Source organism: Streptomyces sp. NBC_01264 (genome assembly GCF_026340675.1).
In the GTDB taxonomy this organism is placed as follows: domain Bacteria; phylum Actinomycetota; class Actinomycetes; order Streptomycetales; family Streptomycetaceae; genus Streptomyces.
In genome coordinates this window covers 1903369-1930010 of the sequence record NZ_JAPEOX010000002.1, presented here as the reverse complement: position 1 = coordinate 1930010, position 26642 = coordinate 1903369, and the positions used below count along the sequence as shown (strand labels likewise).

Below are 26642 nucleotides of genomic sequence, written 5' to 3'. Positions count from 1 at the left end.
GGGCAGGTCACTTCGACGGGCTGAGCTGCACCGTCGTCAGGGCCCCGCCCGCGGCCTCCTTGGCGACCGCGAGCCGGGTCCCGGTGTCCGGCACCTTGACCCCGAGCTGCGGCAGCTGTGCGTTCCAGTACGACCCGTGGCGGTCGTCGAAGACCGGTACGCCGCTCCGGGCCGGGATCACGGTCGGGGCGCCCGCCTTGTGCAGGACGATCCGGTCGCTCCTCCCGAGCGAGAAGGGCGCGTCGAAGGTCTGCGCACGCGCGTTGAGCAGTGTGCCGTCCGCGTTCGTCAGCGGCTCCGGTCGGGCGTCCACGGGCAGCAGCAGGCCGGCGCCGGGGTGCGCCTTGGTGGTGTTGTCGCTGTACGCCGTGTCCCAGAGCCAGATCAGCACGCCCTGCTGGTACGGGTAGAACTCCACCTTGTCGCCCGTGAAGCCGAAGTTGTACGGACCCGTCCGCAGCAGGCTTCCGTAGCCGGTGTAGCGGCGGTTCTCCACGAAGTACGCGCGCGGGTGCTGCTCGCTGCCCGTACGGCCTTGCGTGCGCGACCACTTGACCGCCGTCCAGCCGTTCGCGTCCTGCTCCGCGCCGTCGCGCAGCAGGACCCGGCCGTCCTCGCCCGCCGTGACGCGGATGTCGTCGAAGGCGACGCCCTTGCCGTGGGTGTTGCTGTCGGAGGTGACACGGAGTCTCAACTGGACGGATCTGCCGCCGAATTGGGTCAGCGGAACCGAGAGATGCGTCCAGCCGGCCGAGGTGCCGGAGATTCCCTTCGCCCCGATCGGCGTGGCGTCCACCGTGCCCGGCAGCGCCGTCCAGCCGGTCCCGCCGTCCGTGGAGGCCTCCACCGTCAGGTAGTCGAAGTCCTGCTCGATGTCGTACCAGACCCGGGCGTCCAGGCGGGCCGGGGTACCGGCCGGGACCCCGGACAGGTCGACGGTGCGCGAGAGGGTGTTGTCCATGAAGTCGCCCGTACCGCTCCACCACTGGCTGCCGCCCTCGTACGGGTCGACCAGCTCGGTCGTGGTCGAGGACGGCGGCAGGTGCACCAGCAGTGACTGCGGCTCCTCGGTGTTGTAGCCGGACACTCCGAGCGTCGCCCGCGTCGTGCGGCCCGCGTCGGCCTCCGTGTACTGGAGCCAGCCCAGCTGCAGCTTGCTCCAGGGGTCGAGGTCGCCCGGGAACTCGCCTGTGGAGTTAAGGCCCTTGCCCAGGTAGGACGCGGAGGACATCAGCGACCAGAAGTTGACGCTGTTGTCCCCGTCCGAGCTGTACAGGTCCGGCAGGCCCAGATCGTGCCCGAACTCGTGCGCGAAGAGGCCCGCGCCGCTGTTCTCCCCGCCGGTCAGGTAGTCCCCGGCCCAGATGCCGGTGTCGCCGACCGGGGTGCCGCCCGCCTTGTTGCCCTCCGGGCCCGCGCTGCCGGCCTGGTTCCAGTAGGCGAACCAGCGGTGCGCCCACACGGCGTCCTTGCCCTGCGCACCGCCGCCCCAGGTGCCGTCCTTGCCCGCGTGGACGACGACGAGGTGGTCGAGGTAGCCGTCCGGCTCGTCGAAGTCGCCGTCGTGGTCGGCGTCGTAGCGGTCCCACACGTCGTACTCGGCGAGCTGCGCCTTGATCTGTTCGGCCGTACGGCCCTTCGCGCGCTCGGACTTGTACCAGGAGTCCGTGGCGTCCCGGATCATGTCCCAGTTGGTCCGGCACTGGCCGGACTCGGAGCAGTTGTCGGTGCCGTAACGGGCTTCGTTCCAGGGGAGCTTCACCCAGTCGGTCACCGTGCCGTCCATGTCGTACCGGCCGGAGGACTGGAGCCGGTAATAGGCGCGCAGGGAGGCGGACCGCGGGTCGGTGGAGAAGAACTGCTTCTCGTAGAAAGAGCGGTCGAAGTCCTTGCGCCACAGGGTGTGGTTGTCGTCCGCGGCCGGTTTGCCGATCGTGTTGTGCGCCGGGCCGGGGGCGCCGCCGAAGCGGGGCTTGCCCTCGAACTCGGTGGTGTCGTCCACCTGGTCGCCGAACTCGGCGAGGATCACGAAGACCTTGTCCTTGCGCTCCTGTGCCAGTTCGACGTACCGCTTGCCGACCTTGGCCCGCCGCGGCAGCGTGCCGTCGGCCTCGGCGCGCAGGCCGCCGGGGCGGCCCGAGGCCACTTCCTCGAGGGCCTGGCGGCGCAGGGCCTGGCGCTGGAGCTCCAGGGGCGCGGGTGGCGGGGCGGCGGCCTGCTGCTGCTCGGCCGCCTGGTGCCCGGCGGGCGTCCGGGCGGGCGGCGGGGCCGGGGAGGCGGTGGCGGCGAGCGCGGGGGCGGCGAGGAGGGCGAGTGATATCGCCGCTCCCACCGCAGCGAGTCTGCGCAACGTAGCTGACCTTTCTGGAGGTTCCGGGCGGTCGGGTTGGCCGGAGCGCGAGTAATATTTCACATGTGACAGGTGATTGATAGGCGTGGGAGAGGGAGACGTCCGGTGCGATCGGGCCTGCCTTCGGAGGCGGTCGGTCCTGCCTCTGGAGGCGGTCGGGTATGTGCACCGGCCATCGGAACTCCACGTTCGAGGGGCCCTGTTCGCCGCGCGGCGCTATCGTGCCGAGCGGGGACGACGGTGCGAGGGGGCGGGGCCGCGATGCGATTTCTGTTTGTGCACGGCACGGGGGTGCGGCGCGAGCGGCACGACACGCTCTTCGCCCTGGTCCGGGACCGGCTGACCGCCCGGTTCCCCGGCGCGACCGTCGACTCCTGCTTCTGGGGCGAGCGGTACGGGGCCACCCTGAGCGCCCACGGACGCTCGGTGCCCGGACTGGGCGCCCCCGGCACGGCCCCCGGCGACGACGAGGAGGTCGCCGAATGGGGGCTGCTGGTCGCCGACCCGCTCTGCGAGCTGCGGGTCCTGGCGGAGGCCGGCTGGGACACCGGAGGCGGAGGCCACCCGGGTGACGAGTACGGCGACTTCGGCGGCGAACCCGACGACGACGCCTTCGCCATGCCCGGCGTGCGGTCCGCGGGCGAGCGCGTGCTGGAACTGCTCGCCGAGGTCTCCGGGGCGGAGGGCGGCGGCGAACAGGCCGCGCTGCTGCTCGGTACCGGCCTCGCCGCCGGGTTCCCCGCCGCCCTGGAGGCCGTCTCCCGCTCCGCCGAGGCCGCCGGCGCCGGGGGTAGGGCCACCGCCGAGCCGCAGGCCCGCGAGCTGGCCAAGGTCCTGGCCCGCGCCGTGACCGCCGCCGCCCTCGCCTCGGCCGGAGCCGAGGCCGACTGCACCGGAACCGAACGCGACCGCCTCGTCGAACTGATCACCGCCCGCCTCGGCGGCGACGCCCGGGTCCCCGGCGCCCGGGCCGCCGCCGTCCTCGGCCGGCTCGCCATGCGCGTCACCACCCAGCCGCTGCTCAACGCCTGGCGCGGCTCCCTCACCGTCGGAGCCATCCCCGCGCTCGGCGACATCCTGCGCTACCAGGCCCGGGGCGCCGACCTCCGCGCCTTCCTGCACGAGCGGATCACCGCCGAGCCGGGGCCGACCGTACTCATCGGCCACAGCCTCGGCGGCATCGCCCTGGTGGACCTCCTCGCGCTCGCGGCCGCCCGCGGCGAGCCGGTGCCCGGGGTCGAACTGCTCGTCACCGTCGGCTCGCAGGCGCCCTTCCTCTACGAACTCGGAGCGCTGGCCGGGGTCGTACCGGGCACCAAGCTCCCGTACGCCTTCCCGCGCTGGCTCAACGTCTACGACCGCCAGGACGTGCTCTCCTACCTCGCCGAGCCCGTCTTCCCCGGCGACCCGCGCGTCAGCGACCAGGAGATCGGCAGCCGCCAGCCCTTCCCGGCCTGCCACAGCGCCTACTGGAAACAGGACTCGCTCTACGCACGCATCGAACGGGCGGTGGCCGAAGCGGAGATCGGGTGAACCCCCTCGACCTCATGCCCCCCGACCTGGGACCGCGCACCTTCGCGCTCGTCGCCGGAGTCGAGCGGTACGAGATCAGCCGGCACTGGAACCTGCGCGGCCCGGCCCGCGACGCCCTGCGGTTCTCCCGCTGGCTCACCGGCCCGGGAGGGGTGCCGCCGGGCCACGTACGGCTGTTGCTGTCCCCGCTCGACGACCCGGACTCGCTCGACTGGTCGGACTCGGCCGGGCTGGAGGCCCTGCGCGGTACGCACCGACCGGCGACCGAGGCGAACGTGAAATCGGCACTGTTCGACGAACTGCCGTCGTGCGACGGCGATTTACTGCTCGTCTTCTGGGCCGGACACGGCTACACGGCGCCACACCGCGGCGAACTGCTGCTGCCTTCCGCGGACGCCCGCCCCGGCCAGATCCGCCACCTCAACCTCGACTCCGCGCTGCGCTGGTGGCGCACCGACCTCGTCAAGCGCGAGCGGTTCCGGTACCAGGCGGCCCTGGTGGACGCCTGCCGGGTCGACGCACCCCGCGACGCCCGCTGGAACTTCGGGATCAGCGACTACGGCGGCGGCGCCACCGTCCCGGGGCGGCGCCAGTTCCGGCTGTACGCCTCCCGCGAGGGCGAGGCCGCGAAGAACGACGCCGAACGCGGCGCCGGCCGCTTCACCGAGGAACTCCTCGCCGAACTCGGCGAACGCCCGGTGCGCGAGGCCGCCTCCGTCCTCTCCGACACCGCCCGCTCCATCCACCACACCTTCCTGGGCCTGCGCGAACGCGGCGAGGGCTGGCAGCTCCCGCAGTTCGTCGTGGACCGCGACTGGGACGCCTCCTCCTTCCTCGACGACGACGTCCCCGGAATGGCGCCGCCACGAGCGGGCCGCCTCGACCAGAGCGCCTGGGACGGGCTCGGCGAGCTCTTCGAGGGCCGCGACCTGCCGCGCTGCGCCTACGAGGCGTTCCTCTGGGCGTTCCGGGCGGCCGGCTGCGCGGCCCCCGCCCGGGGCGGCCTGCCCGGCGACACCCTGCTGGAGGTGGCCCAGGACCTCGACGAACGCCACGGCGGTCCCGGCGGGATGCCGCTCGCGGTGCCCTTCGTACGGTTCCTCGGAGAGCAGGGCGCGGCGGGCGACGAGCGGTGGGCGGGCCGGGTGCGCGACTGGGTGAGCGCCACCCGCGAACGCCTCGGGCTGCCCGCGCTGCCGCCCCCGCCCCCGCCGCCGCGCAAGACGGTCCTGCACGTGCGGCTGGAGGCGCCGCCGGGCGGGGAGGACGGGTTCCTCGCCAGGATGTGGCTGCGGCGGGAGGTGACCGAGCACATCTGGGAGTCGGAGGGCGAGCCGGTCCGGCTGGCCGTCGTACGGGACGCGCTCGTGCGACAACTGGCTGCGGTTGCAAAGGTGTTGGGCGCCGATGCGGCGGCCGGGCGGCTGTCCGGGGCGGTGGAGCGGATCGAGTTCCACGTGCCGTACGAGCTGCTGGCCCTGGACTTCGACCAGTGGCCGGTCCCGCGCGGCCCGGGCGGGCGGACCCGGCCCCTGGGGGCGCTCTACCAGGTGGTGGTGCGCTGCCCGCAGGAACGCGAGGACACCGGCGCCGAATGGCGTGGCAAATGGCGCTGGCTGTGGTCCCAGGGCGGCCGGCACCCGGACGCGGTCCGGGTGGTGGCCGACGCGGACGCGGACGACGGGCTCGGCATGGAACTGGGCGCGGGCCCGGCGCCCGCGTGCGTACTGGCGCACACCCGGGCCGGGGCGCGGACCTCGGCGGTGGTGGAGGCGGTACTGGAGGGCGGTGTCCCGGTGGCCCTCTGGCACCGGGACCCCGCCCCGGCGAGCCCGGACCGGGCGGGCGCGGACCGGGCGGGGGAGAACCGGGCGGGCATGGACTGGGCGGGTGAGGAGGGCCGGGTGGGCACGGACCGGGCGGGGGAAGATCGGGCGGGACAGGACCGGGCGGGAGAGGACCGGGTGGGCGCGGACCGGGCGGGGGAGAGCCGGGTGGGCATCGACCGGGCGGGGGAGAACCGGGTGGGAGAGGGCGGGACCCGGGCGGTGCGGGCCGGTTCCGGTCGGGGCGGAGAGCCGGGGGTGGCGCAGGCCGGGGTGGCCCGGCCGGGTCCGGGCGGCTTCGCGTACGCCGGGGCGGGGCGGGCGGAGGGTCCCGGTCCGGGCGGCGGGGCCGCGGGCGTCCTGCTCGCTCTGCTGGTACCGCCCGGCGCGGACGGTCGGCCGCCCGACCCCGGCGCACTCGACGTGCTCGCGCTGCCCGCCCGCGTGCGCGCGGTGCGCCGGGCGGCGGCCGGCGCGGGTGCGGGCGCCCCCGGTGGCGATCGCCGACAGCCTTTGGGGGGAGACCGGTTGGTCCTCCTGTGGGACGATCCCGACGACACCCTCACCCTCCGGTCCCTGGCTTGAACCCGATGCCGATCCCGATGCCGATCTCGATGCCGGTCCCGATCCCGATGCCGGTCCCGATCCCGGAGCCCGGGCCCCGTCCCGCGCCCGCCCCCGACTTCGCATCTCCACCGACCCCGACGACCGCTCGCGGCGACGGCCCGCGACACCCACGATGGAGGCAGAGGCTGTGGTGAAGGACTGGTGGCTGTACCAAGGGACCGGCGAGGCCGCCGAACGCCGGGCCAGGCTGGAGGCCGGACCGCCGCCGCCCTGGCGGGACTTCAAGGGCGTCCCCGACCCGGGGTACGCGTCCCCCGGCTGCGAGGGCCCGGCCTGGGAGCGCACCTGGCGGCGCGGCGAGGGCTACGTCCCCGACGAGCTGGAGAAGGACGTGGTCAACACGGCCCTGCACCTGCGCCGGCCGCTCCTGATCACCGGCAAACCGGGTGTCGGCAAGTCCACGCTCGCCTCCAGCATCGCCGCCGACCTGGGCCTCGGCCCCGTACTGCACTGGCCGGTCACCAGCAGGACCGTCCTGCGCGACGGCCTGTACCTGTACGACGCGATCGGCCGGCTCCAGGAGGCGGGGCTGGAGCAGATGCGGACACCCGGCGCCGTACCGCCCGCGGCCCGCGCAGGGACCGCGGTCCCCGCCCCGGCGCCCGCGGCGGCCCCCTCCGGGGGAGGCCCGTCCATCGCCCGCTACCTGCGCCTCGGCCCGCTCGGTACGGCGCTCCTGCCCCAGGACCGGCCCCGAGTCCTGCTCGTGGACGAGATCGACAAGAGCGACATCGACCTCCCCGGAGACCTCCTCACCGTCTTCGAGGACGGCGGCTTCGTCATCCCCGAGCTCGCCCGGCTCGGCAAGGAGGCCCCCACCGTCGCCATCGGCACCGACGACGACACGGAGGAGGTCGTCCGGATCTCCCAAGGCCGGGTCCAGTGCCGGTACTTCCCCATCGTCGTCCTCACCAGCAACGGCGAACGCGATTTCCCGCCCGCCTTCCTGCGCCGCTGCGTCCGTCTGCACCTGGACCCGCCGGGACCCGACAAGCTCGCCCGCATCGTGCGCGGCCGGCTCGGCGTGGACATCGAGAACAGCGACGAGTACCGGGACCTCGTGCGGAGCTTCCTGGAGCGCGCCGAGGACGGCGACCTCGCCACCGACCAGCTCCTCAACGCCATCCAACTGCGCCTGGCAGGCGCCTGGTCCGCCCCCGGCGACCGCGAGCGCTTCCTCGCCACCGTCATGCACCACCTCACCGGACCCTCCGCGTGATCGAGAAGCTCCTCGCCGCCCTGGCCGAGGGCGCCGAGGACAGGGGCCCGCGCCCCGTGCTCGGTGCGGAGGAGATCGCCGACATCCTGTGGCTCGCCACCCGGGTGGACGCGTCCGCCCCGCGCGCGGAGCCCGACGGCCCGGCCCCGGCCGCCGGACCCGAACCCGCCGCGGGTGGGCCGGAGCCACCCGGCACAGCACGCGGCGGCCCGGGCGGCCCCGGCGGACCGGGAGTCCAGTACTTTCCAGCGGCCGCCCCCGCCCCCGCCCCCGGCGGCCCTGTGGACCCCGCCGCCGGAGCGGCCGCGGGAGGCGCCCCCGGCGGCGCGGCCGCGCGGCCCGGGCGCCGGGGCAGCGCGGTGCGGCTGCCGCGCGCCGCCAGCCTCGACGACCCGCTCGCCCTGATGCGCGCCCTGCGCCCGATCGGCCGCCGCAGCATCGGCGGGCCGGGGGAGGAGCTGGACGAACAGCTCACCGTCGAGCGCAGCATCGAGCGGATGGTGCTCACCCCGGTCCTGCGCCCCGCCGAGAGCCGCTGGCTGGACGTGGCCCTGGTGGTCGACTCCCACCACTCGATGCTGCTCTGGGCCGACCTGGTGGAGGAGGTGCGCGGACTCCTCACCCGCAGTGGCGTCTTCCGCGACGTACGGACCTGGCGGCTCACGGGCACCGGCCCCGGCGGCACGCCCAGGGTCGCGCACCATCGCGACAGCCCGCCCCGCAACCCCCTGGAGCTGGTCGACCCGGCGGGCCGGCGGCTGATCCTGGTGCTCTCCGACACGGTGGCCGGCGGCTGGCGCGAAGCTCCCCTGCGCGCGGTGCTCCGGCAGTGGTCGGCGCACAACGCCGTGGCCGTACTGAACGTCCTGCCCGAGCGGCTCTGGACGCGCGGGGCGGTCCAGCCGGTCCCCTTCGCCGTCCGCGCGGACCGGCCCGCGGCGGCCACCCGCTCCTGGCAGCGGGTCCCCATGACCCGGCGGGCCCGCGGCGGCGGGGCCGTGATCCCCGTCGTCGGCATCGCCTCCGGGAGCCTGGCCCGGCTGGTGCGGGTGGTGTCCGGGGACGGCCGCTGGCGGCGCCTCGCGTGCCTGCGCCTCGACGGGGAGCCCGCGCGCGAGGCCTCGTACGCGACACCAGGGGCTCCGAAGTTCTTCCCGGACCCCCTGGAGGCGGTGGAGCGCTTCCGCGCGAGCGCCTCACCGACGGCCCAGCGCCTCGCCGACCACCTGGCCGCCGTACCGCTCACCCTGCCCGTGATGACCCTCGTCCGCCGCTCCCTGCTGCGGGAGTCCGAGCACGGGCACCTCGCGGAGGTGGCCCTGGGCGGGCTGCTCGCCCCCTGGGACGGTGAACAGTCCGCTGACGCGGTGGAGTTCGAGTTCCTGCCGGGCGTACGGGAAGCCCTGCTCGGCTCGCAGCTGCGCGGAGACGTGGCCGCGGTGCGGGAGTTGGTCCGGCGGCGCGTCGGGGACTACCTGTTCCGCAACCGCGGCACCGGCCGGTACTTCACGGCGATCCGCCGGGGATCCGGGAGCGGGGGGCGCCGCGAACTGGGGCCGGAGGCCGTGCCGTTCGCCGTCGCCGGGGGGCCGGTGTCGGGGCTGGCGGACCGGGTGGTGCGGGTCCGGTTCGAGTCGCAGGGGGATCCGGTGGCGACGGGCGTGCTGTTGTCGCCCCGACTGGTCCTGACGGTCGGCGAGGCGGCCCGGACCCAGAGGACGAGCGCCACCGCCTGGGTCAGGGTCGAGGAGCAGGAGTTCCTCTGCGTCCAGGCCTGGGGGGACGGGGGAGCGCCCCAAGTCCTCCTGCTCGTGTCCGACGCGGACCTCGTCGACCCGGCGGACTGGACCGAGCCGGCCTGGGTGCAGGGGTTCGCGGCTCCGGGGGAGCACCTGGTCGTGGACGGTTCCACCGACCGGGGCGAGCCGGTGGCGCTGACCGGCGAGGTCCTCCCGTACGAGGGGGAGCGCAACGGGGAGCTCGTCCGGCTCTCCGCCGAACCGGAGGCCTGGACCTGCTACGCGGGCTCCCCGGTCTCCCGCGACGGGCTGCTGGCGGGCATCGTGCACACGGTGTGGCCGGACCGGATGGTGTTCCTCGCGGGGCAGGCACTGCTGGAGCAGCCAGGGTTCCGTGCGGTCGTGTCGGCGCACGGGGGCACCGGGAGCGATCGCTCGGGTGTCTGCCTGGCGGTACGGATCCACGTGCACCTGGGGCCGGTCGGCCGGTCGGTGAGGGGCGAACTGACCGAGGCCATCCTGCGTGCGCAGGCGGACACCGGCGAGGCCGCCTCGGTCCAGTCCGAGGGGGACGACGGGGTGTTGTTCGTCCTCCTGGAGGACCCGGGCTCGCTCGCACAGGCGGGGAGGACGCTCTCCGCGCTCCCCGCGGCACTGGAGCGGTTGCGCGCGGGCTCCGGCGAATGGGAGATCTCCCTGTTGGTGGCCCTGGCCAGAGGGCGGTTCACGCCCGATCTGCGGGGGGCCGCGGTGGACGAGGCCCGGGCGCTGGTCGGCCAACTGCACATCGTCGGGGAGCCCTCCGGCCCCGGGGAAGCATCGGTGGTCGTCATCGTGAAGGGCGAATCCCTGCTCGGTGTCGACGGGCTCGAATCCCTGGAGGCCATGCCGATGACGGATGCGCAGACGGAGCGGCGCGGGTGGATCTGGTCCGCCCGCGCCGCCGAGGTGGGGCGCGCGCTGATCGATGCCGAGCTGCGGATCGACGACCCGGGCATCGGCTGGCCGCGCTGCGGGTACGGGGGCACACAGGAGGATCCGGGCGGGTGCATCGGTGTCCGTGTGCCGGGCCGCCTGCGCTGCCTCGCCCACGTATCGGCGGTGGAACGGGCCGAGTACCTTCACACGCTGCAACCGGGCTCGGACGTGGACCTGCGGGGGACCACGCTCGATGAGGAGCTGCTCGGCCACCTGATGCTCGTGCTGCGGGAGCCCGGTGCGGGCCAGGTGAGAGTGGGACGCGCGCTCTTCGACCGGGCGCGGTTCACCGGCGACTGGGCCACACCCGGGGGTGAGTTCGGGGGGAGGGCCTCCTTCGACCGGGCCGTCTTCGAAGGCCAGGCGGAGTTCGACGCCGTTCACTTCAGGGGGATCGTCTCCTTCGGCCGGACCTACTTCCGGCGCGGCGCGACCTTCGACGCGGCCGTGTTCGACCGCGAAGCGCGTTTGGTCAGGGCGGACTTCAACGGCAACGCCGGTTTCGCGGAGGCGGTGTTCGCCCAGGACCTCCACATGACCGGGGCCGAGATCTGGGACAGGGCGCGGATGGGCCGGATGCGGGTGCGGGGAGCCGCTGACTTCGGGCACGCGGTCTTCCACGGCCACGGCGACTGGGGGCGGACCACCTTCCAGGGGCCCGCCACCTTCACGTCCACCGTTTCGGGCTCCGGTGCGGTGTTCGACCAGGCCCGCTTCGAGGCCCGGGTCTCCTTCGACCAGGCCACCTTCGCCGGACCGACGTTCTTCAAGGGCACGTTCTTCGCCGACCGGGTGACCTTCGCCGCCACCGACTTCGCGGACGGGGGCGAGTTCATGAACACGACCTTCACCGATCCCGCCGGGCTGCCCGACGCGTGGCGGCCGCTCCTGCCGGCCTCGGGCGCCGCGACGTTCAGCCTGGGCGGAGTGTCCGGCGTGCCGGCACCCTGAGCTACCCGCTCCGCCGGAGCAGGAAGAACAGGCTCGGACCGAAGTTGAGGGCGGCCAGCGGGCTCTGGATGCGCTGCTCGACCGCCAGCAGGCGGTCCTCGCCCACGCTCCGCTTCAGCCGTCCGCTGCGCATGTTGGACACGGACAGCTTGTCCTCGACCCGCAGCCCGGCCTCCGCGAACTGCCGTACGACGGTGTCGGGGTGGTGGTTGACGAAGGGGATGCTGAACTCGGCCACCTTCTCGGCGGAGCGGATGTCCACGGGCGCGCGCGGGACACCGCGCAGCCGTTTCGCGTAGCGCAGTTTGTTCAGGATGTGCGCGGAGTTGGCCACCTCGATCAGGGCGCGGCCGCCGGGCCTCAGTACGCACGCGATCTCGCGCAGCGTGGGGCCGGGATCGGGAATGTGGTGCATGACGCGGATCATGGAGACCAGATCGGCCGATCCGTCGTCGAGCGGAAGGTGGCCTGGGCGCATGTGGTGCGCGGTGATGCCGGGCCGGTCGGCCAGCAGGCGTCCGGCGATGGCCACGTGCTTGGCGCTCGGGTCGCACATCATGACACGGTCCGCGTACTCCTTAAGGACCGGGCTCAACCGGCCGAATCCGCCGCCCACTTCGCAGACGAGTCCGTAACGGCGGTCGCCGATCAGCCGTTTGACCGCGGCTATCTCGGCCGCGTGCTCGTAGTCGCGCCCCTGCCAGTAGGCGACGTAGTCCTCCGACTCGTCGTCGTACTGGTCGCCCCGTGCCTCAGCGTCGTTCATGTGCCGCCCCCCGATGCGCGCGCACGCGTGTACGCGTGTGTGGCGCATCATCTCGACGAATCCCGGAGGAGGGAACGGCTCCGGTGTGTGGATGCCGCGTGGATTCCCGGGTGCGGGGCCTGGAAGCCCCGCACCCGGGTGGTGGGTCAGGCGGTGGGCGGTACCCGTCCCGGGCGGCCCGCGCCGCGGGTCAGGCGGTAGCCGCCGATGCCCGCGAGGGCGGCGAGCACACCGCCGGCCGCCGTCCAGAGCCAGCGGTCCGACCACCAGGTGCCCGCCCAGCCGTCGGCCGGCGCGATGGTGGACGTCGTGCCGGCGGCGGGGACGAGCGGTGCGGCCAGGGCGTTGTCGGCCGCGTAGGCGCCGCCGACGTCCTGGGCCTGTGCCCGCACGCGGACCCGTACGGGCTGGCCGAGGTCCTCCTGTGCGAGGTCGGTGACCGTGAGCCGGAGGTAATAGGCCCCGGGCAGAGGGTCGTTGGCCCACTGGTCGGCGCCCGAGCGGACCGGGCGCAGGGTGCAGGACAGGTCGACGGCCGCCGCGTCCCTGGCGGCCGTGCCGGTCTGCGCGCCGTACGTGCAGGGCTGGCGGCGGCGCAGGCCGTCGTACACGTCGAGCTGCCAGGTGGAGGCGGAGTGCCTGCCCGCCGCGGCGGGCAGGGTGACCGAGGCCTGCACGGTGGCGCGCTGCCCCGAGTCCAGGGGGAGCACCCAGTAGAGGTAGTCGCCGGTGGAGGCCTCGGCCGTTGCCCCCTGGCCCAACTGGAGCGGGGTGGCGGTACGGAAGGCCGTGCCGGCCTCGGTCGGAGCCTCGTTGCCGCCGCTCGGGCTCGGCGACGGCGAGGCCGCCACCCCGAGCAGGCCGCCGCCCACGAGCAGGGCGGCGGTCAGTGCGCGCCGGACGCGCCGGCCGGTGCGGGATCCGTCGTTTCGTTCACGTCTCACGGCACTCATCAGTTGTTGGTCCTCCAGACCGAGATACGCCAGCGGGAGACCCAGCCCCACACCAGTCCGGCGAGGAGTCCGGTGAGCGCCAGTACGCCGAGCAGCCACCAGCCGCGTCCGAGGCCGAAGGAGGCCACGTCGGAGGCCTCGTCGGGACCGTCCACCACGTCGATGGTCAGCTCGAGCGGCATGCCCGGGGTGGTCTTCACCGAGGCGGGGGCCGAGAAGGAGTTGCTGACCTGGAGGCACACGGTCTCGGCCGGCTCCTCGTCGTCCGCGCTCCCGGCCTTGGGGTAGCGCAGCCCGGACGAGATCAGGTCGGTCCGCCCGTCACCGGCTTCCTGGCCGCGTACGATCTCCCGGCCGCTGCGCGTCGTGGCGCGCAGCAGCACTCCGTAGTCGTTGTTCACGGCGCGGTCGGCCCCGATGCTGACCGAGGCGCGCAGCTCCTTGCCCGGCGGCACGGAGACCCGGTACCAGCGGTGCTCGCCGAAGCTCTCGCGGTCGCTGTAGAGGCCGGGCTGCAACTCCGGTGCGCTCGCGCACTGCTTGGCGCCCTCGGTGGCCACCGGATTGACCACCGGTGTGGCCGCACGGCCCACCAACTGCTTCACCCGGCCCGACAGTTCGGCCTTGTGCTGCACGGAGGTGTACGTGCCGCCGGTGGCCTCGGCGATGCAGATCAGCTGGTCGCGGGTCTTGGCGTCGGGGACGAGCCCGAGCGTGTCGATGACCAGGTGGATCCCCTGGGCCGCGATGCTCCGGGCCACTTCGCAGGGGTCGAGCGGGGCGCAGGTGTCCTCGCCGTCGGTGATGAGCACGATCCGGCGGCTGGCGTCACCGCCCTTCAGGTCCTCGGCGGCTCCGAGCAGCGCCGGGCCGATGGGCGTCCACCCGGTGGGGGCCAGTGTGGCCACCGCCGTCTTGGCCTCGGTCCGGTCCAGGGGGCCGACCGGATAGAGCTGCTTGGTGTCCTTGCAGCCGAGGTTCTTGTCGGGGCCGGGGTAGTTGGCGCCCAAGGTCCGTATGCCGAGCTGCACTTCCTCGGGCACCGCGTCCAGCACCTCGTTGAACGCCTGTTTCGCGGCGGACATCCGGGTCTGCCCGTCGATGTCCTGCGCGCGCATCGAGCCGCTGACGTCCAGCACCAACTCGACCTTGGGGGCTTCCTTCGCCACCGGTTCACCGGCGGCGGCACCTGCAGGGAACAACCCGGCAGCGAGGGTGACGAACAGGCCGCACGCACTGGCCCTCACCCATCTTCTAGTGATCATCGCCGGATCGTATTGAGATTCCCCGCACCAGCCAAACCGAGCACCCGCCGGGGGCGGCTCAGCCGTGGCCGGCCGGGCCGCCCGGGACGACCAGACCCGTTTCGTACGCCACGACGACGGCCTGGGCGCGGCTGTCCAGGGCCAGTTTGCTCATGGTGCGGTTGAGGTGGGTCTTGACGGTGGCCTCGCTGATGAAGAGCAGCTCGGCGATCTCCGTGTTCGACAGCCCGCGGGCCGTCAGCCGCAGTACCTCCCGCTCGCGGGCGGTGAGCGCGTCGAGGGCGGCGGGGGTGTCCGGCACCGGGTCCGCGCGGTTCACGTAGGTCTCGATGAGGCGCCGCGTCACGCTCGGGGCGAAGAGCATGTCGCCGCGGGCCACCGCCGCGACCGCCTCCAGGAGCCGCTCGGGGCCGGTGTCCTTCAGCAGGAACCCGGAGGCCCCGGCGCGCAGGGCGGCGTACACGTACTCGTCGAGGTCGAAGGTGGTCAGGACGAGGACCCGGGGCAGCGGGTCCACCGCTGCCGCGAGGATCCGCTCCGTGGCGGCCGGGCCGTCGAGGCCGGGCATCCGGATGTCCATCAGGATCACGTCCGGGCGGGTGGCGGCCGCGCGGACCACGGCGTCCTCGCCGTCCTCGGCCTCCCCGACCACCTCGATGCCGGGTGCCGCCTGGAGCAGCGCCGCCAGTCCGGCCCGGATCAGGATCTGGTCGTCGACGACGAGGACCCGGATCATGCCGGCGGCCGGTTCTCCGGACCGAGGGGACGCGCGGTGGTGAGCGGCAGCACGAGGTGCACGCTGAATCCCCCTTCGGTCCGCGGGCCGACGACCACTGTTCCGCCGTAGAGCCTCGCGCGTTCGTGCATGCCGATCAACCCGTGCCCCGGTCCGGGGACAACGTTGGCCGGATCTGGTCGGCGCGCCCGGACGTCCGCGCCGCCGCCGTGGCCGCCACCGCCGTCGCCGCCACCGTCGTCGGTGACCGTGACCTCCAAGGCGTCCGGGAGGTACACGACGAGAACCTCGACGCATGCCGACGGAGCGTGCTTGATGACGTTGGTGAGGGCCTCCTGGACCACCCGGTACGCGCACAGCTCCACACCCGGCGGCAACGGCCGCGGGATGCCGCCCGTCCTCAGCTCCACGGGAACGCCCGTGGCCCGCACCCGCTGCGCGGCCTCCGCGAGCCCTGCCAGGCGCGGCATCGGCGCGTACGGGGTCCGCCCGTCCGCGCCGTCCTCGTCCGCGGGCGCGCCGCGCAGGACGTCCGGTTCCTCGTCGCCGCCCGAGCGCAGCAGCGTGAGCATGCGCCGCAGTTCCCGCAGCCCCTCCTGGCTGGTCTCGGCGATCGTGCCGAGCGCCGCCCGGGCCTTGTCCGGTGCGGTCGAGAAGACGTAACCGGCCATCCCCGCCTGCACGCTGATGACGGACATGTGGTGGGCCACGATGTCGTGGAGCTCGCGGGCGATGCGCCGCTGCTCCTCGGAGACCGCGCGGCGCGACCGCCACTCCTGCTCGCGGTGCAACTGGGCGGAGGCGGCGGCCAGCTGACGGCTCCGCTCGTCGAGCAGCCGGGCGCCGTTGCCCAGCACCCACACCACCCCGGGCACGCACAGGGCCTGCAGCACCGACACGATCGGCCCCAGAGTCTCCAGCCCGGTGTAGAAGTAGACGGCCGCGGCGAGCGCCGCGCACGCGGCGACGGTACGGGGCGGACGGCGGGCCGCGACCCCGTAGAACGCGATCATGGGCCCCCAGAAGTTGAGGGAGGGCGAGTACCCGGCGGCCACGTACCCGCTGTAGGCCAGGGAGCAGGCGATGAGCGTGGGTACGGGAGAGCTCCTGCGCGCGGCGAGCGGAAGGCCGACCAGCACGGTGAACAGGTAGGCGCCGGCGTCGAACGGCTGCGCGCCGGGCATGTGGTACCTCGGCCCGGTGAAGGCCGCGACACCGGTCAGGCCCAGGGCCAGTAGGGCGTCGGTCAGCCTGGGATCGACGGAGCGGAACCGGTCAGCCGCCTGCCAGGCCCTGGTGCGCATCGGCGAACCCTACGCGGGGGCGCGGGGGGCGGTCGTCATACCAGGGGTGTAGCGGGCGGGGGCGCCGTACTGACGCAGGGGTTTACCCCTGGAGTCCACTCTGCGGTTGACGCCGGGCAGGGGGAGTCCGGGGGACCGTACGGGTGTTCCGCCGACCGCACGCCGCCCGGCGTGCCGGTCGCCTCGACGCCACACAGGGGGATCACCGATGCAGTTCACCAAGAAGGCCGCCGTCCTGACGGCGGGCGTCGCACTGCTCACCGGCCTCGGACTCACGGGCACGACCGCGCAAGCGGCGGGCACCGGGGTGCTGGCCTGCTCCACCGGCGACGCCGTCACGAAGAAGACGAACATGGTCGACTCCATCCACATCGAGCTGCGCTACAGCCCGTCCACGCGCTGCGCGTGGGGCCGGATCTACACGGCCGACCCGGGCGATCAGGTGTGGGTGGACCGGTCCAGCAACGGCGGCAGCACCTGGACCGGCCCGATGGGCGTGACCACCGTGCAGTCCGGCGCCGACACCCACACCCCGGCCTACAACGACGCGGGCTACGTGATGCGGGCCTGCGCCAAGAACGACAGCACCGGCACCGTGCGGTGTACCGGCTGGTACTGAGCCCCTCCCGGCCGTGCGGCCGCCCGTCCACGGGGGACGGGCGGCCGCACGGCCGGTCCTGCGCGGGACACCCCCTATACGGGGGAGGGTTCCACGGCGGACCACCCCTTGGCGGTCGGGGTGAAGACGATCCCGCCCACCACCAGGAAGCCGGACGGGCCGTCGGTCCCGGGGCGGACGCCGCCCGGGACGGTGAAGCGGGCGGTCTGCTTGCGGGAGGCCAGGTCGATGACCACGCCCGAGGTCCGGCACCGTACGTACGCCAGCCCGCCGGTCACCACCACCGCGTTCGCCGCCTCCGGGCGCTGCGGGTCCGTGCACTCCCGGGCCAGCGGAATCCGCCACACGGCGCCGCCGGACTCCTGGTTGAGTTCCATGAAGCCCGGTTCGCCGTCCGACGCGGTCGCCATCAGATAGACCTTGTCACCGGCCACCGCCGGCCCCGACAGCGTGATGCCCGCGTACGGGAGGTCCGCGCTGCGCTGATGAGCCGGCTCACCGCGCAGCACACCCGCCCCGTTCTCCTTGCTGCACAGCAGGACGGTGTCGTCGTACAGGTCCCTGGCCAGCGTGAGCCCACGGGTCTCGCAGGTCCCGGGCATCGAGAACCGGGTGCCGTCCTGGGGAGTCCCGAACGGCAGCTTCTTCCCGGTGGCCCCGTCGAGGGCGGTCACGAAGGTCTGGAACCCCATGTCGGCCTTCTGGGTCCGCCCTTGTACGTACACCCGGTCCTTGTCCACCCGCAGCGCCGGGTAGCCGTCCTCGGACCCGGACACCTTCTGCTGCCACAGGAGCTTCCCGTACCGGGTCTCCAGGGCGGTGACCGTGCCGGACGCGCTCACCGCGAAGACCCGGCTGCCGTCCGCGTCCAGGACCGCCCGCTTCAGCTTCTCCTTGGTGGGGAACTCCCAGCGGGGCGTGCCTTCGACGAGGTCCAGCGCGGTGAACCCCTTGTCGCCGGGCGCGATCACCGTGTGGGTCCCGCTCACCGCCCCGGGTGCCACCAGCGGGGGCTGCCCGTCCACGGCGTCCTGAAGCATCTGCCCCCACAGCGGCTCGCCGGTGGCCGCGTCGTACCGGCTGAGCCCGTCGCCGGGAAGCTCCTTGCTCGTGCCGGGCGACGTGCACACCAGCGACGAGGCCGCGTACACGCAGGCCGCCATCTCCCTGATGCCGTCCCAGGCCCGCCACCCGGCGGGGCGCCGGGCGGGGGAGTCCGCGTAGGCACGGCTGCCGCCCGGGCTGCCGCCGTCGGTGGCCAGGTACGGGGCGAGGGACCCGGTGGCCGTCGGCTGGGAGGGCGTACGCGACGCGGCGCCGGAGGGGCCGGGTGTCCCGGAGGGTCCGGCGGACGACGAGGGTGCCTTGCCGTCGTCCCGGGCGCCGCCGTCCCGCGGGGCGTACCCGAAGTAGTACCCGCCGCCGACCAGCAGCGAAGCCACCAGTACCCCGGTGAGCAGGGCGCGTCGGCGCGGCCCGGACATCCGCCGGGGCCGCGGGGCCGCCGGCTGCCCGGCCGGGCCGGTCGGGGGCCCCGACGGCCGGGTGAGCGGCCCGCCGGCGTCCTGGGTCCCCTCCGGGGACGCGGCGGCCGGGCCCGCCGGGCCCCCTCCGGTGCCGTCGGCGTCCGCGTCCGTACGTGCGCCGGCAACGGCGCCCGCGGCCGTACCCGGCTCCGCCTCGTCGCCCGCCCGCGAGCCGGTCCAGGTCCCGGCCCCGGAGGGCTTACGGGCTTCCCCGCCGGGGTCCCCGTCCTCGCGGAGCGGATTCTCCCAGGCGGCCGCCGGGATCCGCGCCAGCACGGCCAGCAGCTCGTCCGGTTCCGGCCGGGCGGCCGCCTCCTTGGCCAGGCAGGCCCCGACCACGGCCCGTAGCGGATCGGCCAGTTCGCCGATGTCCGGTGCCTCCGACACCACGCGGTAGGCCGTCATGTAGTGCGACTCCGCGTCGAAGGGCCCCCGCCCGGTCGCGGCGAACACCAGCACCGACCCCAGCGAGAACACGTCCGACGAGGCCCGCACCCGCGCCGGGGCCGACAACTGCTCCGGCGACATGTACGGCGGCGTCCCCAGGATCTGCCCGGTCGAGGTCAGCGTCTGCTGACCGGCCGCCCGCGAGATCCCGAAGTCGATGACCCGCGGCCCGTCGTCCGTCAGCATGACGTTGTCCGGCTTCAGGTCGCGGTGGATCACCCCGGTGGTGTGCAGTTCGCGCAGCGCTTCCACCAGGCCCAGCGCGAGCACGCGCAGCGCGTTCCCGCGCAGCGGCCCGTCCGCCTTCACCCGCGCGCCCAGGGTCCGCCCCGGCACCAGCTGGGTGGCCATCCAGGGCCGCTCCGCGTCCGGGTCGGCATCCACCACCGCGGCGGTGAAGGCGCCGCTCACCCGCCGGGCGGCCGCCACCTCCTGGCGGAACCGGGTCCGGAACTCCGGGTCGTCGGCGAACTGCTGGTGCACCAGTTTCACCGCGACGAGCCGCCCCGAGGCGGCTCGCCCCGAGTACACCGTCCCCATCCCGCCGGAACCCAGCCGGGCGATCAGGACATACCCGCCGATCGCCCGCGGATCCCCGTCCCGCAGTGTCATGTCCCGCCCCGCCCACCCGTGTACGTCCGTCGGCGGCACCCTATCCCGGACCTGCGCACTTGTACCGCGAAGCCACCGCCGGCCCGCGCGGATCCGCGGACGTCACGCCGAACGCAGGGCGTCCGTGGGGGAGGCCCGGGCGGCCCGCAGCGCGGGATGGAGCCCGGCGAGCGCGGCCACCACCACCGAGACCGAGGGCCCGGCGACGAGGGTGTGGAGCGGGATGGCCGCCGGCCAGCCCTGGACCAGCGCGTAGCCGTACACGGTCAGACCGCCCAGGAGCAGGCCGCCGATGCCGCCGATGAAGCCCATCAGCACGGCCTCCAGCAGGAACTGCGCCGCGATCTGGCCGCCCCGGGCACCCAGGGCGCGGCGCAGCCCGATCTCGCCGCGGCGCTCCATCACGCCGACGACCATGGTGTTGGCGATCCCGGCACCGCCCACCAGCAACGCCACGCCGGCCAGGACGAGTACGAGCGCGGTGAGGCTGTTCTCCGTCTCGGTGCGGGCCAGCAGGAGGTCGGAGGGCCTGCTCACCGCGACCATGGTCGGGCTGCCGGGGTTCGCGGTGGCCGCGGCCACCGCCTGGACCTGCGGGACGCGTTCGGAGTACGACCGCAGGTAGACGGTCGCGGCGCTGCCGTCGGCCCCCAGCCGGGCGACCGCCTGGGGCCATCCGACCAGGGCCGCCGTGCCCAGTTCGGGGGCGAGTTCGTTCGGAGCGAGGATGCCGAGGACCTGGTACCACTGGCCGCCCAGCCACACCCGCTCGCCCGGGCCGGTGACGCCGAGCCGCTCGGCGGCCTGGTCGCCCAGCACCGTCACCGGGAGGTTCTCGGCCGCGGCGTCCAGCCAGCGCCCGCTGTGCAGTTCGGCGCGCAGCACCTCCAGCAGGTCGAGGCGCGCGGCCAGCACGGTGAGGCTGGAGGTCTGCTGCACCGGTACCAGGTCGTTGCGGTACACCTGCGCCTTGGTGGCCCCGGTGGCGGTGGTCCGTTGCACGGGCGCGATGGCGGAGAGCATCTTCTCCGCGGTGAGCGGCAGCGGTACCGGCTGCTGGTCGGGCCCCTTGCCGGGGGCCACGGTGATCAGGTTGGAGCCGAGCTGGTCCAGCCGGGCCAGCAGGTGCTGCTGGTTGGAGTTCGAGATGCCGGTGACCGCGACCACGGCGGCGATGCCCAGCGAGATGCCCAGCGCGGACAGGGCGGTACGCATCCTGCGGGTGCGCGGCCCGATCATGCCCAGGCGCAGCAGATCCGCCGGACGCAGCCGGGTGCTCTTCGGACGGGTACGTGTCGGACAGGTGCTCATCGGCCGGCTCCAGCGGGCTCCGGGAGCCGTTCGTCGAACTCGACGCGGCCGTCCTGGATGCCGACCCGTCGGGGGAACGAGGCGGCCAGCGAACGGTCGTGGGTGATGACCACCACCGTGGTGCCGCCCGCGTTCAGGGTGTGCAGCAGCTCGACCACGGCGGCGCCGGACACACTGTCCAGGGCTCCGGTGGGCTCGTCCGCGAGCAGCAGCGCCGGGCGGCCGATCAGCGCGCGGGCGATCGCCACGCGCTGCTTCTCACCGCCCGAGAGCTGGTCGGGGCGGTGGTCCAGCCGGTGGCCCAGGCCCACGGCGCACAGCGCCTCCACGGCTCGCGCGCGCCGTTCGGAGAGCGGCGCCCCGGCGTACAGCAGCCCGGTCGCGACGTTCTCGACGGTGGTGAGTCCGGACAGCAGGAAGAACTGCTGGAACACGAAACCGATCCGGTGCGCCCGCAGCGCGGCCAGCTCCCGGTCGGACAGGCCCGCCAGATCGCGGCCCTCGAAGCGGAGCCGGCCCGAGGTGGGCCGGTCGAGCGAGCCGAGCAGCGCGAGGAGCGTGGACTTGCCGGAGCCGGACGGCCCGACGACGGCGAGGAGTTCACCGGCTTCGACGGTGAGGTCGATGCCGTGCAGGATGCGCAGCGGAGGCGCGCCCGGATACTCCTTGACGATGCCGGACAGCTCCAGGACGGGGGCGGCGCCGGCCGCCGGGGGAGGCGAGGGAGCGGGGGGAGCGGGGGGAGTCGGGGAAGGGATCACTTGGGGATCACCACCTGTGCGCCGGGCTTCACGTCGCCGGTGATCTGCGCCTTGGCGTCGGCGATCAGGCCGAGCTGGACCCTGACCAGCCGGGGCGTGGGGCCGTCGGAGACCCGTACGCCGTATCCGCCGCCGTCCAGGGCGAGCAGCGCGGTGACCGGGACGATGAGCGCGTGGTCGGCGGTGTCGCCCACCACGGTGACGGTCACCGCGGACTGGCCCGCCCGCCGCGCCTGTTCCTGCCCGTCCAGCACGATCGTCACGGTGGTCTTGACGCCGCCCGCTCCGTCCCCGGAGCCGCCGCCCGCCCCGCCGGAACCTTCCTCCCCGCCAGAGCCGGAGCCGCGGATCAGGGAACGGACGCGCCCCTCGACGGCGGAGCCGTCGGCCGTCTTGACGCGGACGCGGCCGTCGGGCTTGAACCGGGAGAGCTGGTTCTCGGCGGGCCGCACGGTGACCACGAGGTCCTCGCGGGTCACGGTCATGAGCGAGGAGCCGCCCAGGGCCGCGCCGAGCTGTGCGCCGACCTGCTGCACGCGTACGGACTCCTGCGGCAGCATGACGATGCCGCCCAGGGACACCGTGCCGGTCTCCTTGAGCCCCAGCGACTTCTGCCAGCGCTTCACGGCGGTGGCGGTCTCCGGTGTGAACTTCCGGTCGGCGGCCAGGCCGAGACCCTTGGCGTGGCCGAGCTTGATCAGGTTGCGCTCGAGCTGCTCCACATCGGAGTCCGCGGGAACCCCCGGGCCCAGGTCGCGCCACATCGGGCGGTCGCCCACCATCAGCGCCACGGCCTGCCCGTCCAACTCGTAGAGCTTCTGCCCGGCCTTGACGACGGCGCCGACGGCCGGAAGTCCGGTGATGGTGCCCCTGCCGGACGCGACGACGGGGGTGGGAGCGTCGTGGACGAGCGAGCCGGTGAGCTGGATGCCGCTGGACAGCGAGCCCTGCTCCACCGGGGCGAGGCCGTACCGCACCTCCGCCCGCTCGGCGCCGCCGGCGCCGCGGTCCCAGGGGCGGGCGACGGCCAGCGACCCGGCCCCGGCCACCGCGGCGACCAGCAGCAGCGGGACGAGGACCTTGCGGCGCTTCCTGTCTCGCACCGGGCTTCCTTCCCCGGCGAGGGGCCCCGCTGGTCCCACGGCTGCCGCGGACTCCTCCGTGCGGGTCACCTTCACTCACCGATCCGGTAGCCGGGCAGCGGGAACTTCGCCTCGCAGGCGCGCACGACGGCATCCCACTTGGCCGCGTCGAACACGGCGCGCGGGATGATGACCACCCCGTCCTCGGGATCCGGGTCGGGCATGTCGGAGTACCCGTTCTTGCGCGCGCACTCGACCCACTTGCGGCCCATCTCGACGAACTTGGCGTTGTCGGCCTTCTGGACCTGGTGGATGCCGGGCACCTTCTCGTCGCACAGCCGGCTCGCGGCGTCGTACCCGGACGGCATGCCCGTGTCCGTGCTCGCCGCCGGAAAGCCGATGTTGCCGTCCTTGTCCTGCTCGACGCCCGTCTGCCCCTGCTTGTGCATGCAGTCGACCCAGGCCCGGCGGACCGCGTTGTCGTCCTGCGGTGTGACCGGGCCCCCGCGGTCGCTCCCGGCGACCTCGGGCGCCGGGGCGGCGGACGAACAGCCGGCCAGGGCCAGGGCCGCCGCCACGGCGGGCAGGCCTTGGATGAGCAGCCCCCGTACGGACCGGCCGCGTATCGCGGATGTGCTTCGCATGTCCCACACTCCCAGTGCGTTGCTGATGAACGCCCCAGTTCTACGGTTCGCGCGGTGAGCCTCCTGTGATCGCGCGCCTAACCACCGGCTCACCCGGCTGCGGGCAGGCTGGTCCCCGGCGCCGGCTCGGGTAGAACAGCGGCGGCACGGGCGAACGGAGCGGAGCGGGACGCGATGCGGGTGCTGATTGTCGAGGACGAGCGGGAACTGGCCCTGATGCTCGCGAAGGGCTCCGCGACGAGGGCATGGTCTGCGACCTCGCCCACGACGGCCTGGAAGCGCTCCGCAAGACCGGCGAGGCCGACTACGACGTGGTGATCCTGGACCGGGACCTGCCCGGACTGGGCGGCGACGCCGTGTGCCGCGCGCTCGCCGCGATGGGGCACCCGGCCCGGATCCTGATGCTCACCGCCGCGGACACCCTCTCCGACCTCGTCGAAGGCCTCGGCCAGGGCGCCGACGACTACATGACCAAGCCGTTCTCCTACCTGGAGCTCGTCGCCCGGCTGCGCGCGCTGGGCCGCCGCTCCGCGGCGGGCCGGGCCGAGGTCGTGCTGAGCCGGCGCGGCATCAGCCTCGACACGGTGCGCAGGGTCGCGGAACGCGACGGCCGCCCGCTGCACCTCACGCCGAAGGAACTGGGCGTCCTGGAGCTGCTGCTGGCCGCGGACGGGGCCCCGGTCACCACCGAGGAACTGCGGGAGCGGCTGTGGGACACGGGACTCGACCCGGCCACCACGGCGGTACGGGTCACCGTGCACGCCCTGCGCCGCAAGATCGGCGATCCGCCGCTGATCGTGCACGACACGGGCTACGGATACCGGCTGTGAGCCGCTCCCGCTTCCCGCTGGGGGCCGGCCGCCGTCTGCCGCTGCGGGCCCGGCTGACCCTGGTGACCACGGCCGTCTTCGCCGTCCTCGGATGCGGGGTGCTGGCGCTGAACTGGCTCAGCTCGCGCCAGCTCATCGAGGCCAACCGCGACCTCGTCACCGCGACCGTCGCGACCCCGCAGGCACCGCTCACCGATCCCGGGACCGCCGACGTGCCTCCGGGGACCGCCGACGTGCCTCCGGGGACCGCCGACGTACCTCCGGGGTCCGCCGACGTGCCCCCGGGGTCCACCGAGGCCGCCGCCACGACCCCGACCCGGGCCTTCGACCACTTCCAGGACGCCATCCTGGGCGACCTGCTGACCCGCTCCGCGCTGCTGCTCACCGTCTTCACGGCGCTCGCCGCGCTGCTGGCCTGGTGGGCGAGCGCCCGCTCCCTGCGCCGGCTCCACCAGGTGACCGGGGCCGCACGGCGGATCAGCGCCGGCAGCAGCCTGGACGAGCGGCTCGCGCTGGACGGTCCGTACGACGAGATCCGCGAACTCGGCGACACCTTCGACGCCATGCTCGACCGGCTCGACCGCAGCTTCACGGCCCAGCGGAGCTTCACCGCGCACGCCTCGCACGAGCTGCGCACCCCGCTGACCGTCCTGCGCACCGCGCTGGAGATCCCCCTGGCCCGGGGGCGGGTCCCGGACGACCTGCGCCCCGCCGTCCTGCGCGCACTGGACGCCAACGCGCGCATCGAGCGGCTGATCGCGGCCCTGCTGACCCTGGCCCGCGCGGAGACCGCGGCGCTCGCGCTGCGTCCGGCGGACCTGGCGGACGCCGCCCGGTCCGCGGCGTACGACCTGGCCGAGGAGGCCCGTACCGCGGAGGTCGGGGTCACCCTCGACGCGGCGGACGCGCCGGTGGACGGCGACCCCGCGCTGCTGCGGCAGGTCGCGCTCAACCTGCTGGCCAACGCGGTGCGCCACAACTACCCGGGCGGCGCCGCCGTGATCACGACCGGCACCACCGGGGACACGGTGTTCCTGGAGGTCTCCAACACCGGCCCCGTCCTGCCGGCGGAGGATCTGCCCGCCCTGTTCGCGCCCTTCCGGCAGGGCCGGGAGCGCGGCAGCGGGTTCGGGCTCGGGCTCGCCGTGGTCCGGGCGATCACCGCCACGCACCACGGCGAGGTCGTGGCCGCACCCCGCGCGGGCGGCGGGCTCACGGTCCGTGTCCTGCTGCCCGGACGCGAACAGGGCGGGAAGGGCTGACTTCAGCCTTCGTCCGCCCAGCGGTGTCTGATGTTGATGAGCGAGGCCTTGATCATGACCACGGGATTCAGGAAGCGCACCGGGCCGATCAGCCGGGACGCGAACAGGTGCATGTGCCGCGCCATGGCCGCGTCGCGCGCCGCCGCCGCGAACACCATCTCCTCCGCGGGATTGAACGGACGGGACGTGGCGAAGTCGATCGCCAGCGTCTGGTGACCGCGCAGCTTGCGCTGGTGCTTGCGCGCGTACCGCCTGAGCGACCTGCCGAGGTCGCCCCGGCCGGCCGCGGCCGGGGCGACCGCCTCCGCCAGCCAGCGCGCGGACTCCAGGGCCCACCCGCATCCCACTCCCCACAGGGGGTCGCCGGTCAGGGCGGCGTCTCCGATCAGCGCGAGGCCCGGTGCGGTGGGCTTGCGCAGGTGGAGCGGGTGGTCGACGGTCCCGATGATCTTCGAGACGCGCTCGGCGGAGTCGATCGCCGGAGCCTCGGGCAGGGCGCGGACGAAGGCGGCGAAGCTGCCCTCCAGGTCCTCGCGGAACTCCGGCAGCCGCTTCTTGTCCGGGAGCACCGCGAGGACGGTCACCCCGTCGTCGTTCGGGAAGGCGTAGGCCATGTCGGGTTCGAGGAACCAGGTGTGACCGATGCCGTCGCGGAGCGGCAGGTTGCGGAAGTGGGCGAGGTAGCCGAAGCGGTTGTTCTGATGCGTCCACGTGCGCATCCCGGCGTGCTTCGCCACGGCCGAGTCCTTGCCGTCGGCGCCGACCACCAGCCGGGCCCGGATCTCGCGCTCGCCCCGCGGCGTCGACGCGCGCACCCCCACGGTCCGTCCGGCTTCCCGGACCACTCCGGTGACCTGGTGGCCGAGGAGCAGGTCGACGCCCGGGGTCTGCGCCGCACGGGACCTGATCAGCGGGTCGAGGGTGCTGCGCCGGACGTTGTACGCGTACGGCAGCGCGGGGCCGCCCGGCGCGGGCTTCGGCTCGATCCAGCCCCAACGGGTGTGCCAGCGGGCTTCGTTGCGGACGGCTCCCGCCTTCTCCAGGTCCGGTACGAGGCCCAGTTCGTCCAGCACCGGGAAGGCGTTGGCCGTGATGCTGTGGGTGCACAGCACCTTGTACGCCTCGGGGTCCGAGCGGCGCTCCAGCAGTGCGACGCGGACGCCGCGCCGGGCGAGCAGGATCGCCGCGGCACTGCCGGCGAGGCCGGCTCCGCTGATGACGACGTCGTAGTCGTGTTCCGCGCTCTCAGGCCTGGGCATGCCCTGATCGCCCCCTTCGGGGTCCGGTGCCGCTGACGGGAG

Annotated in this window: 18 protein-coding genes and 1 pseudogene; 7 read left to right on the top strand and 12 right to left on the bottom strand. The window is 74.2% G+C overall.

Annotated features, from left to right (window positions below; all coding sequences use genetic code 11):
• Nucleotides 1-7: 7 nt before the first annotated feature.
• On the bottom strand, nucleotides 8-2332 hold the full coding sequence (locus OG435_RS41735; protein ID WP_266885473.1) for an immune inhibitor A domain-containing protein: 2325 nt from the start codon (nucleotides 2330-2332) through the stop codon (nucleotides 8-10).
• Between the two features lie 279 nt (nucleotides 2333-2611).
• Here OG435_RS41735 and OG435_RS41730 point away from each other — a divergent pair, with 279 nt between their 5' ends.
• The 4 genes from OG435_RS41730 to OG435_RS41715 all read left to right on the top strand — a co-directional run bounded on the left by OG435_RS41730 (nucleotide 2612) and on the right by OG435_RS41715 (nucleotide 11223).
• Complete coding sequence (locus OG435_RS41730) at nucleotides 2612-3883, top strand: alpha/beta fold hydrolase (RefSeq protein ID WP_266885471.1); 1272 nt, start codon at nucleotides 2612-2614, stop codon at nucleotides 3881-3883.
• Entirely contained in the window at nucleotides 3880-6294 is a 2415-nt protein-coding gene (locus tag OG435_RS41725; RefSeq protein ID WP_266885469.1) for a caspase family protein, read from the top strand. Before OG435_RS41730 ends, OG435_RS41725 begins: the two co-directional genes overlap by 4 nt.
• Nucleotides 6295-6466: 172 nt before the next feature.
• Entirely contained in the window at nucleotides 6467-7555 is a 1089-nt protein-coding gene (locus OG435_RS41720) for an AAA family ATPase (RefSeq protein WP_430625854.1), read from the top strand.
• A complete protein-coding gene (locus OG435_RS41715; protein ID WP_266885465.1) occupies nucleotides 7552-11223 on the top strand; it encodes a pentapeptide repeat-containing protein in 3672 nt (1223 codons plus the stop codon). Before OG435_RS41720 ends, OG435_RS41715 begins: the two co-directional genes overlap by 4 nt.
• 1 nt (nucleotide 11224) lies before the next feature.
• On the opposite strand, the gene OG435_RS41710 is transcribed toward OG435_RS41715, so the two are convergent.
• From OG435_RS41710 to OG435_RS41690, 5 genes are all read right to left on the bottom strand, one after another.
• Complete coding sequence (locus tag OG435_RS41710) at nucleotides 11225-11989, bottom strand: class I SAM-dependent methyltransferase (RefSeq protein WP_266885463.1); 765 nt, start codon at nucleotides 11987-11989, stop codon at nucleotides 11225-11227.
• 146 nt (nucleotides 11990-12135) lie between these two features.
• Nucleotides 12136-12942, bottom strand: coding sequence for a hypothetical protein (locus OG435_RS41705; RefSeq protein ID WP_266885461.1), 807 nt, complete (start codon nucleotides 12940-12942; stop codon nucleotides 12136-12138).
• The gene (locus tag OG435_RS41700; RefSeq protein ID WP_266885459.1) at nucleotides 12942-14207 is read right to left on the bottom strand and encodes a VWA domain-containing protein; all 1266 of its coding nucleotides are present in this window, start codon (nucleotides 14205-14207) and stop codon (nucleotides 12942-12944) included. The genes OG435_RS41705 and OG435_RS41700 overlap by 1 nt, the downstream gene beginning before the upstream one ends.
• Before the next feature lie 58 nt (nucleotides 14208-14265).
• Nucleotides 14266-14943 carry a response regulator gene (locus OG435_RS41695; protein ID WP_266885457.1) on the bottom strand — a complete coding sequence of 226 codons (678 nt, stop codon included), beginning with the start codon at nucleotides 14941-14943 and terminating at the stop codon, nucleotides 14266-14268.
• Entirely contained in the window at nucleotides 14940-16247 is a 1308-nt protein-coding gene (locus OG435_RS41690; protein ID WP_266885455.1) for a sensor histidine kinase, read from the bottom strand. The genes OG435_RS41695 and OG435_RS41690 overlap by 4 nt, the downstream gene beginning before the upstream one ends.
• A 208-nt stretch (nucleotides 16248-16455) precedes the next feature.
• Between OG435_RS41690 and OG435_RS41685 the strand changes: the two genes are divergently transcribed.
• A complete protein-coding gene (locus OG435_RS41685; protein WP_266885453.1) occupies nucleotides 16456-16866 on the top strand; it encodes a DUF2690 domain-containing protein in 411 nt (136 codons plus the stop codon).
• A 74-nt stretch (nucleotides 16867-16940) separates the two neighbouring features.
• On the opposite strand, the gene OG435_RS41680 is transcribed toward OG435_RS41685, so the two are convergent.
• The 5 genes from OG435_RS41680 to OG435_RS41660 form a co-directional block, all read right to left on the bottom strand.
• The gene (locus OG435_RS41680) at nucleotides 16941-19451 is read right to left on the bottom strand and encodes a protein kinase domain-containing protein (RefSeq protein WP_266885451.1); all 2511 of its coding nucleotides are present in this window, start codon (nucleotides 19449-19451) and stop codon (nucleotides 16941-16943) included.
• Nucleotides 19452-19553: 102 nt separating this feature from the next.
• A complete protein-coding gene (locus OG435_RS41675; protein WP_266885447.1) occupies nucleotides 19554-20762 on the bottom strand; it encodes an ABC transporter permease in 1209 nt (402 codons plus the stop codon).
• Complete coding sequence (locus OG435_RS41670) at nucleotides 20759-21523, bottom strand: ABC transporter ATP-binding protein (protein ID WP_430625827.1); 765 nt, start codon at nucleotides 21521-21523, stop codon at nucleotides 20759-20761. The genes OG435_RS41675 and OG435_RS41670 overlap by 4 nt, the downstream gene beginning before the upstream one ends.
• On the bottom strand, nucleotides 21520-22626 hold the full coding sequence (locus OG435_RS41665) for a peptidoglycan-binding protein (protein WP_266885445.1): 1107 nt from the start codon (nucleotides 22624-22626) through the stop codon (nucleotides 21520-21522). Before OG435_RS41665 ends, OG435_RS41670 begins: the two co-directional genes overlap by 4 nt.
• Before the next feature lie 71 nt (nucleotides 22627-22697).
• Nucleotides 22698-23249 carry a hypothetical protein gene (locus OG435_RS41660; RefSeq protein WP_266885443.1) on the bottom strand — a complete coding sequence of 184 codons (552 nt, stop codon included), beginning with the start codon at nucleotides 23247-23249 and terminating at the stop codon, nucleotides 22698-22700.
• 174 nt (nucleotides 23250-23423) lie between these two features.
• Between OG435_RS41660 and OG435_RS41655 the strand changes: the two are divergent.
• Together OG435_RS41655 and OG435_RS41650 are read left to right on the top strand one after the other, a co-directional pair.
• A pseudogene (locus tag OG435_RS41655) lies at nucleotides 23424-24079 on the top strand (response regulator transcription factor).
• On the top strand, nucleotides 24076-25341 hold the full coding sequence (locus OG435_RS41650) for a sensor histidine kinase (protein ID WP_266885441.1): 1266 nt from the start codon (nucleotides 24076-24078) through the stop codon (nucleotides 25339-25341). Before OG435_RS41655 ends, OG435_RS41650 begins: the two are co-directional and overlap by 4 nt.
• A 2-nt stretch (nucleotides 25342-25343) precedes the next feature.
• Here the strand turns inward: OG435_RS41650 and OG435_RS41645 are convergent, their stop codons facing one another.
• The gene (locus OG435_RS41645) at nucleotides 25344-26600 is read right to left on the bottom strand and encodes an NAD(P)/FAD-dependent oxidoreductase (RefSeq protein WP_266885439.1); all 1257 of its coding nucleotides are present in this window, start codon (nucleotides 26598-26600) and stop codon (nucleotides 25344-25346) included.
• Nucleotides 26601-26642 lie beyond the last annotated feature (42 nt).

Coding starts and splice junctions, on each gene's coding strand:
- OG435_RS41645 (WP_266885439.1), bottom strand. CDS start 26,600: ATGCCCAGGCCTGAGAGCGCGGAACACGACTACGACGTCGTCATCAGC.
- OG435_RS41730 (WP_266885471.1), top strand. CDS start 2,612: ATGCGATTTCTGTTTGTGCACGGCACGGGGGTGCGGCGCGAGCGGCAC.
- OG435_RS41660 (WP_266885443.1), bottom strand. CDS start 23,249: ATGCGAAGCACATCCGCGATACGCGGCCGGTCCGTACGGGGGCTGCTC.
- OG435_RS41705 (WP_266885461.1), bottom strand. CDS start 12,942: ATGAGTGCCGTGAGACGTGAACGAAACGACGGATCCCGCACCGGCCGG.
- OG435_RS41700 (WP_266885459.1), bottom strand. CDS start 14,207: ATGATCACTAGAAGATGGGTGAGGGCCAGTGCGTGCGGCCTGTTCGTC.
- OG435_RS41685 (WP_266885453.1), top strand. CDS start 16,456: ATGCAGTTCACCAAGAAGGCCGCCGTCCTGACGGCGGGCGTCGCACTG.
- OG435_RS41680 (WP_266885451.1), bottom strand. CDS start 19,451: ATGACACTGCGGGACGGGGATCCGCGGGCGATCGGCGGGTATGTCCTG.
- OG435_RS41695 (WP_266885457.1), bottom strand. CDS start 14,943: ATGATCCGGGTCCTCGTCGTCGACGACCAGATCCTGATCCGGGCCGGA.
- OG435_RS41710 (WP_266885463.1), bottom strand. CDS start 11,989: ATGAACGACGCTGAGGCACGGGGCGACCAGTACGACGACGAGTCGGAG.
- OG435_RS41690 (WP_266885455.1), bottom strand. CDS start 16,247: ATGCGCACCAGGGCCTGGCAGGCGGCTGACCGGTTCCGCTCCGTCGAT.
- OG435_RS41675 (WP_266885447.1), bottom strand. CDS start 20,762: ATGAGCACCTGTCCGACACGTACCCGTCCGAAGAGCACCCGGCTGCGT.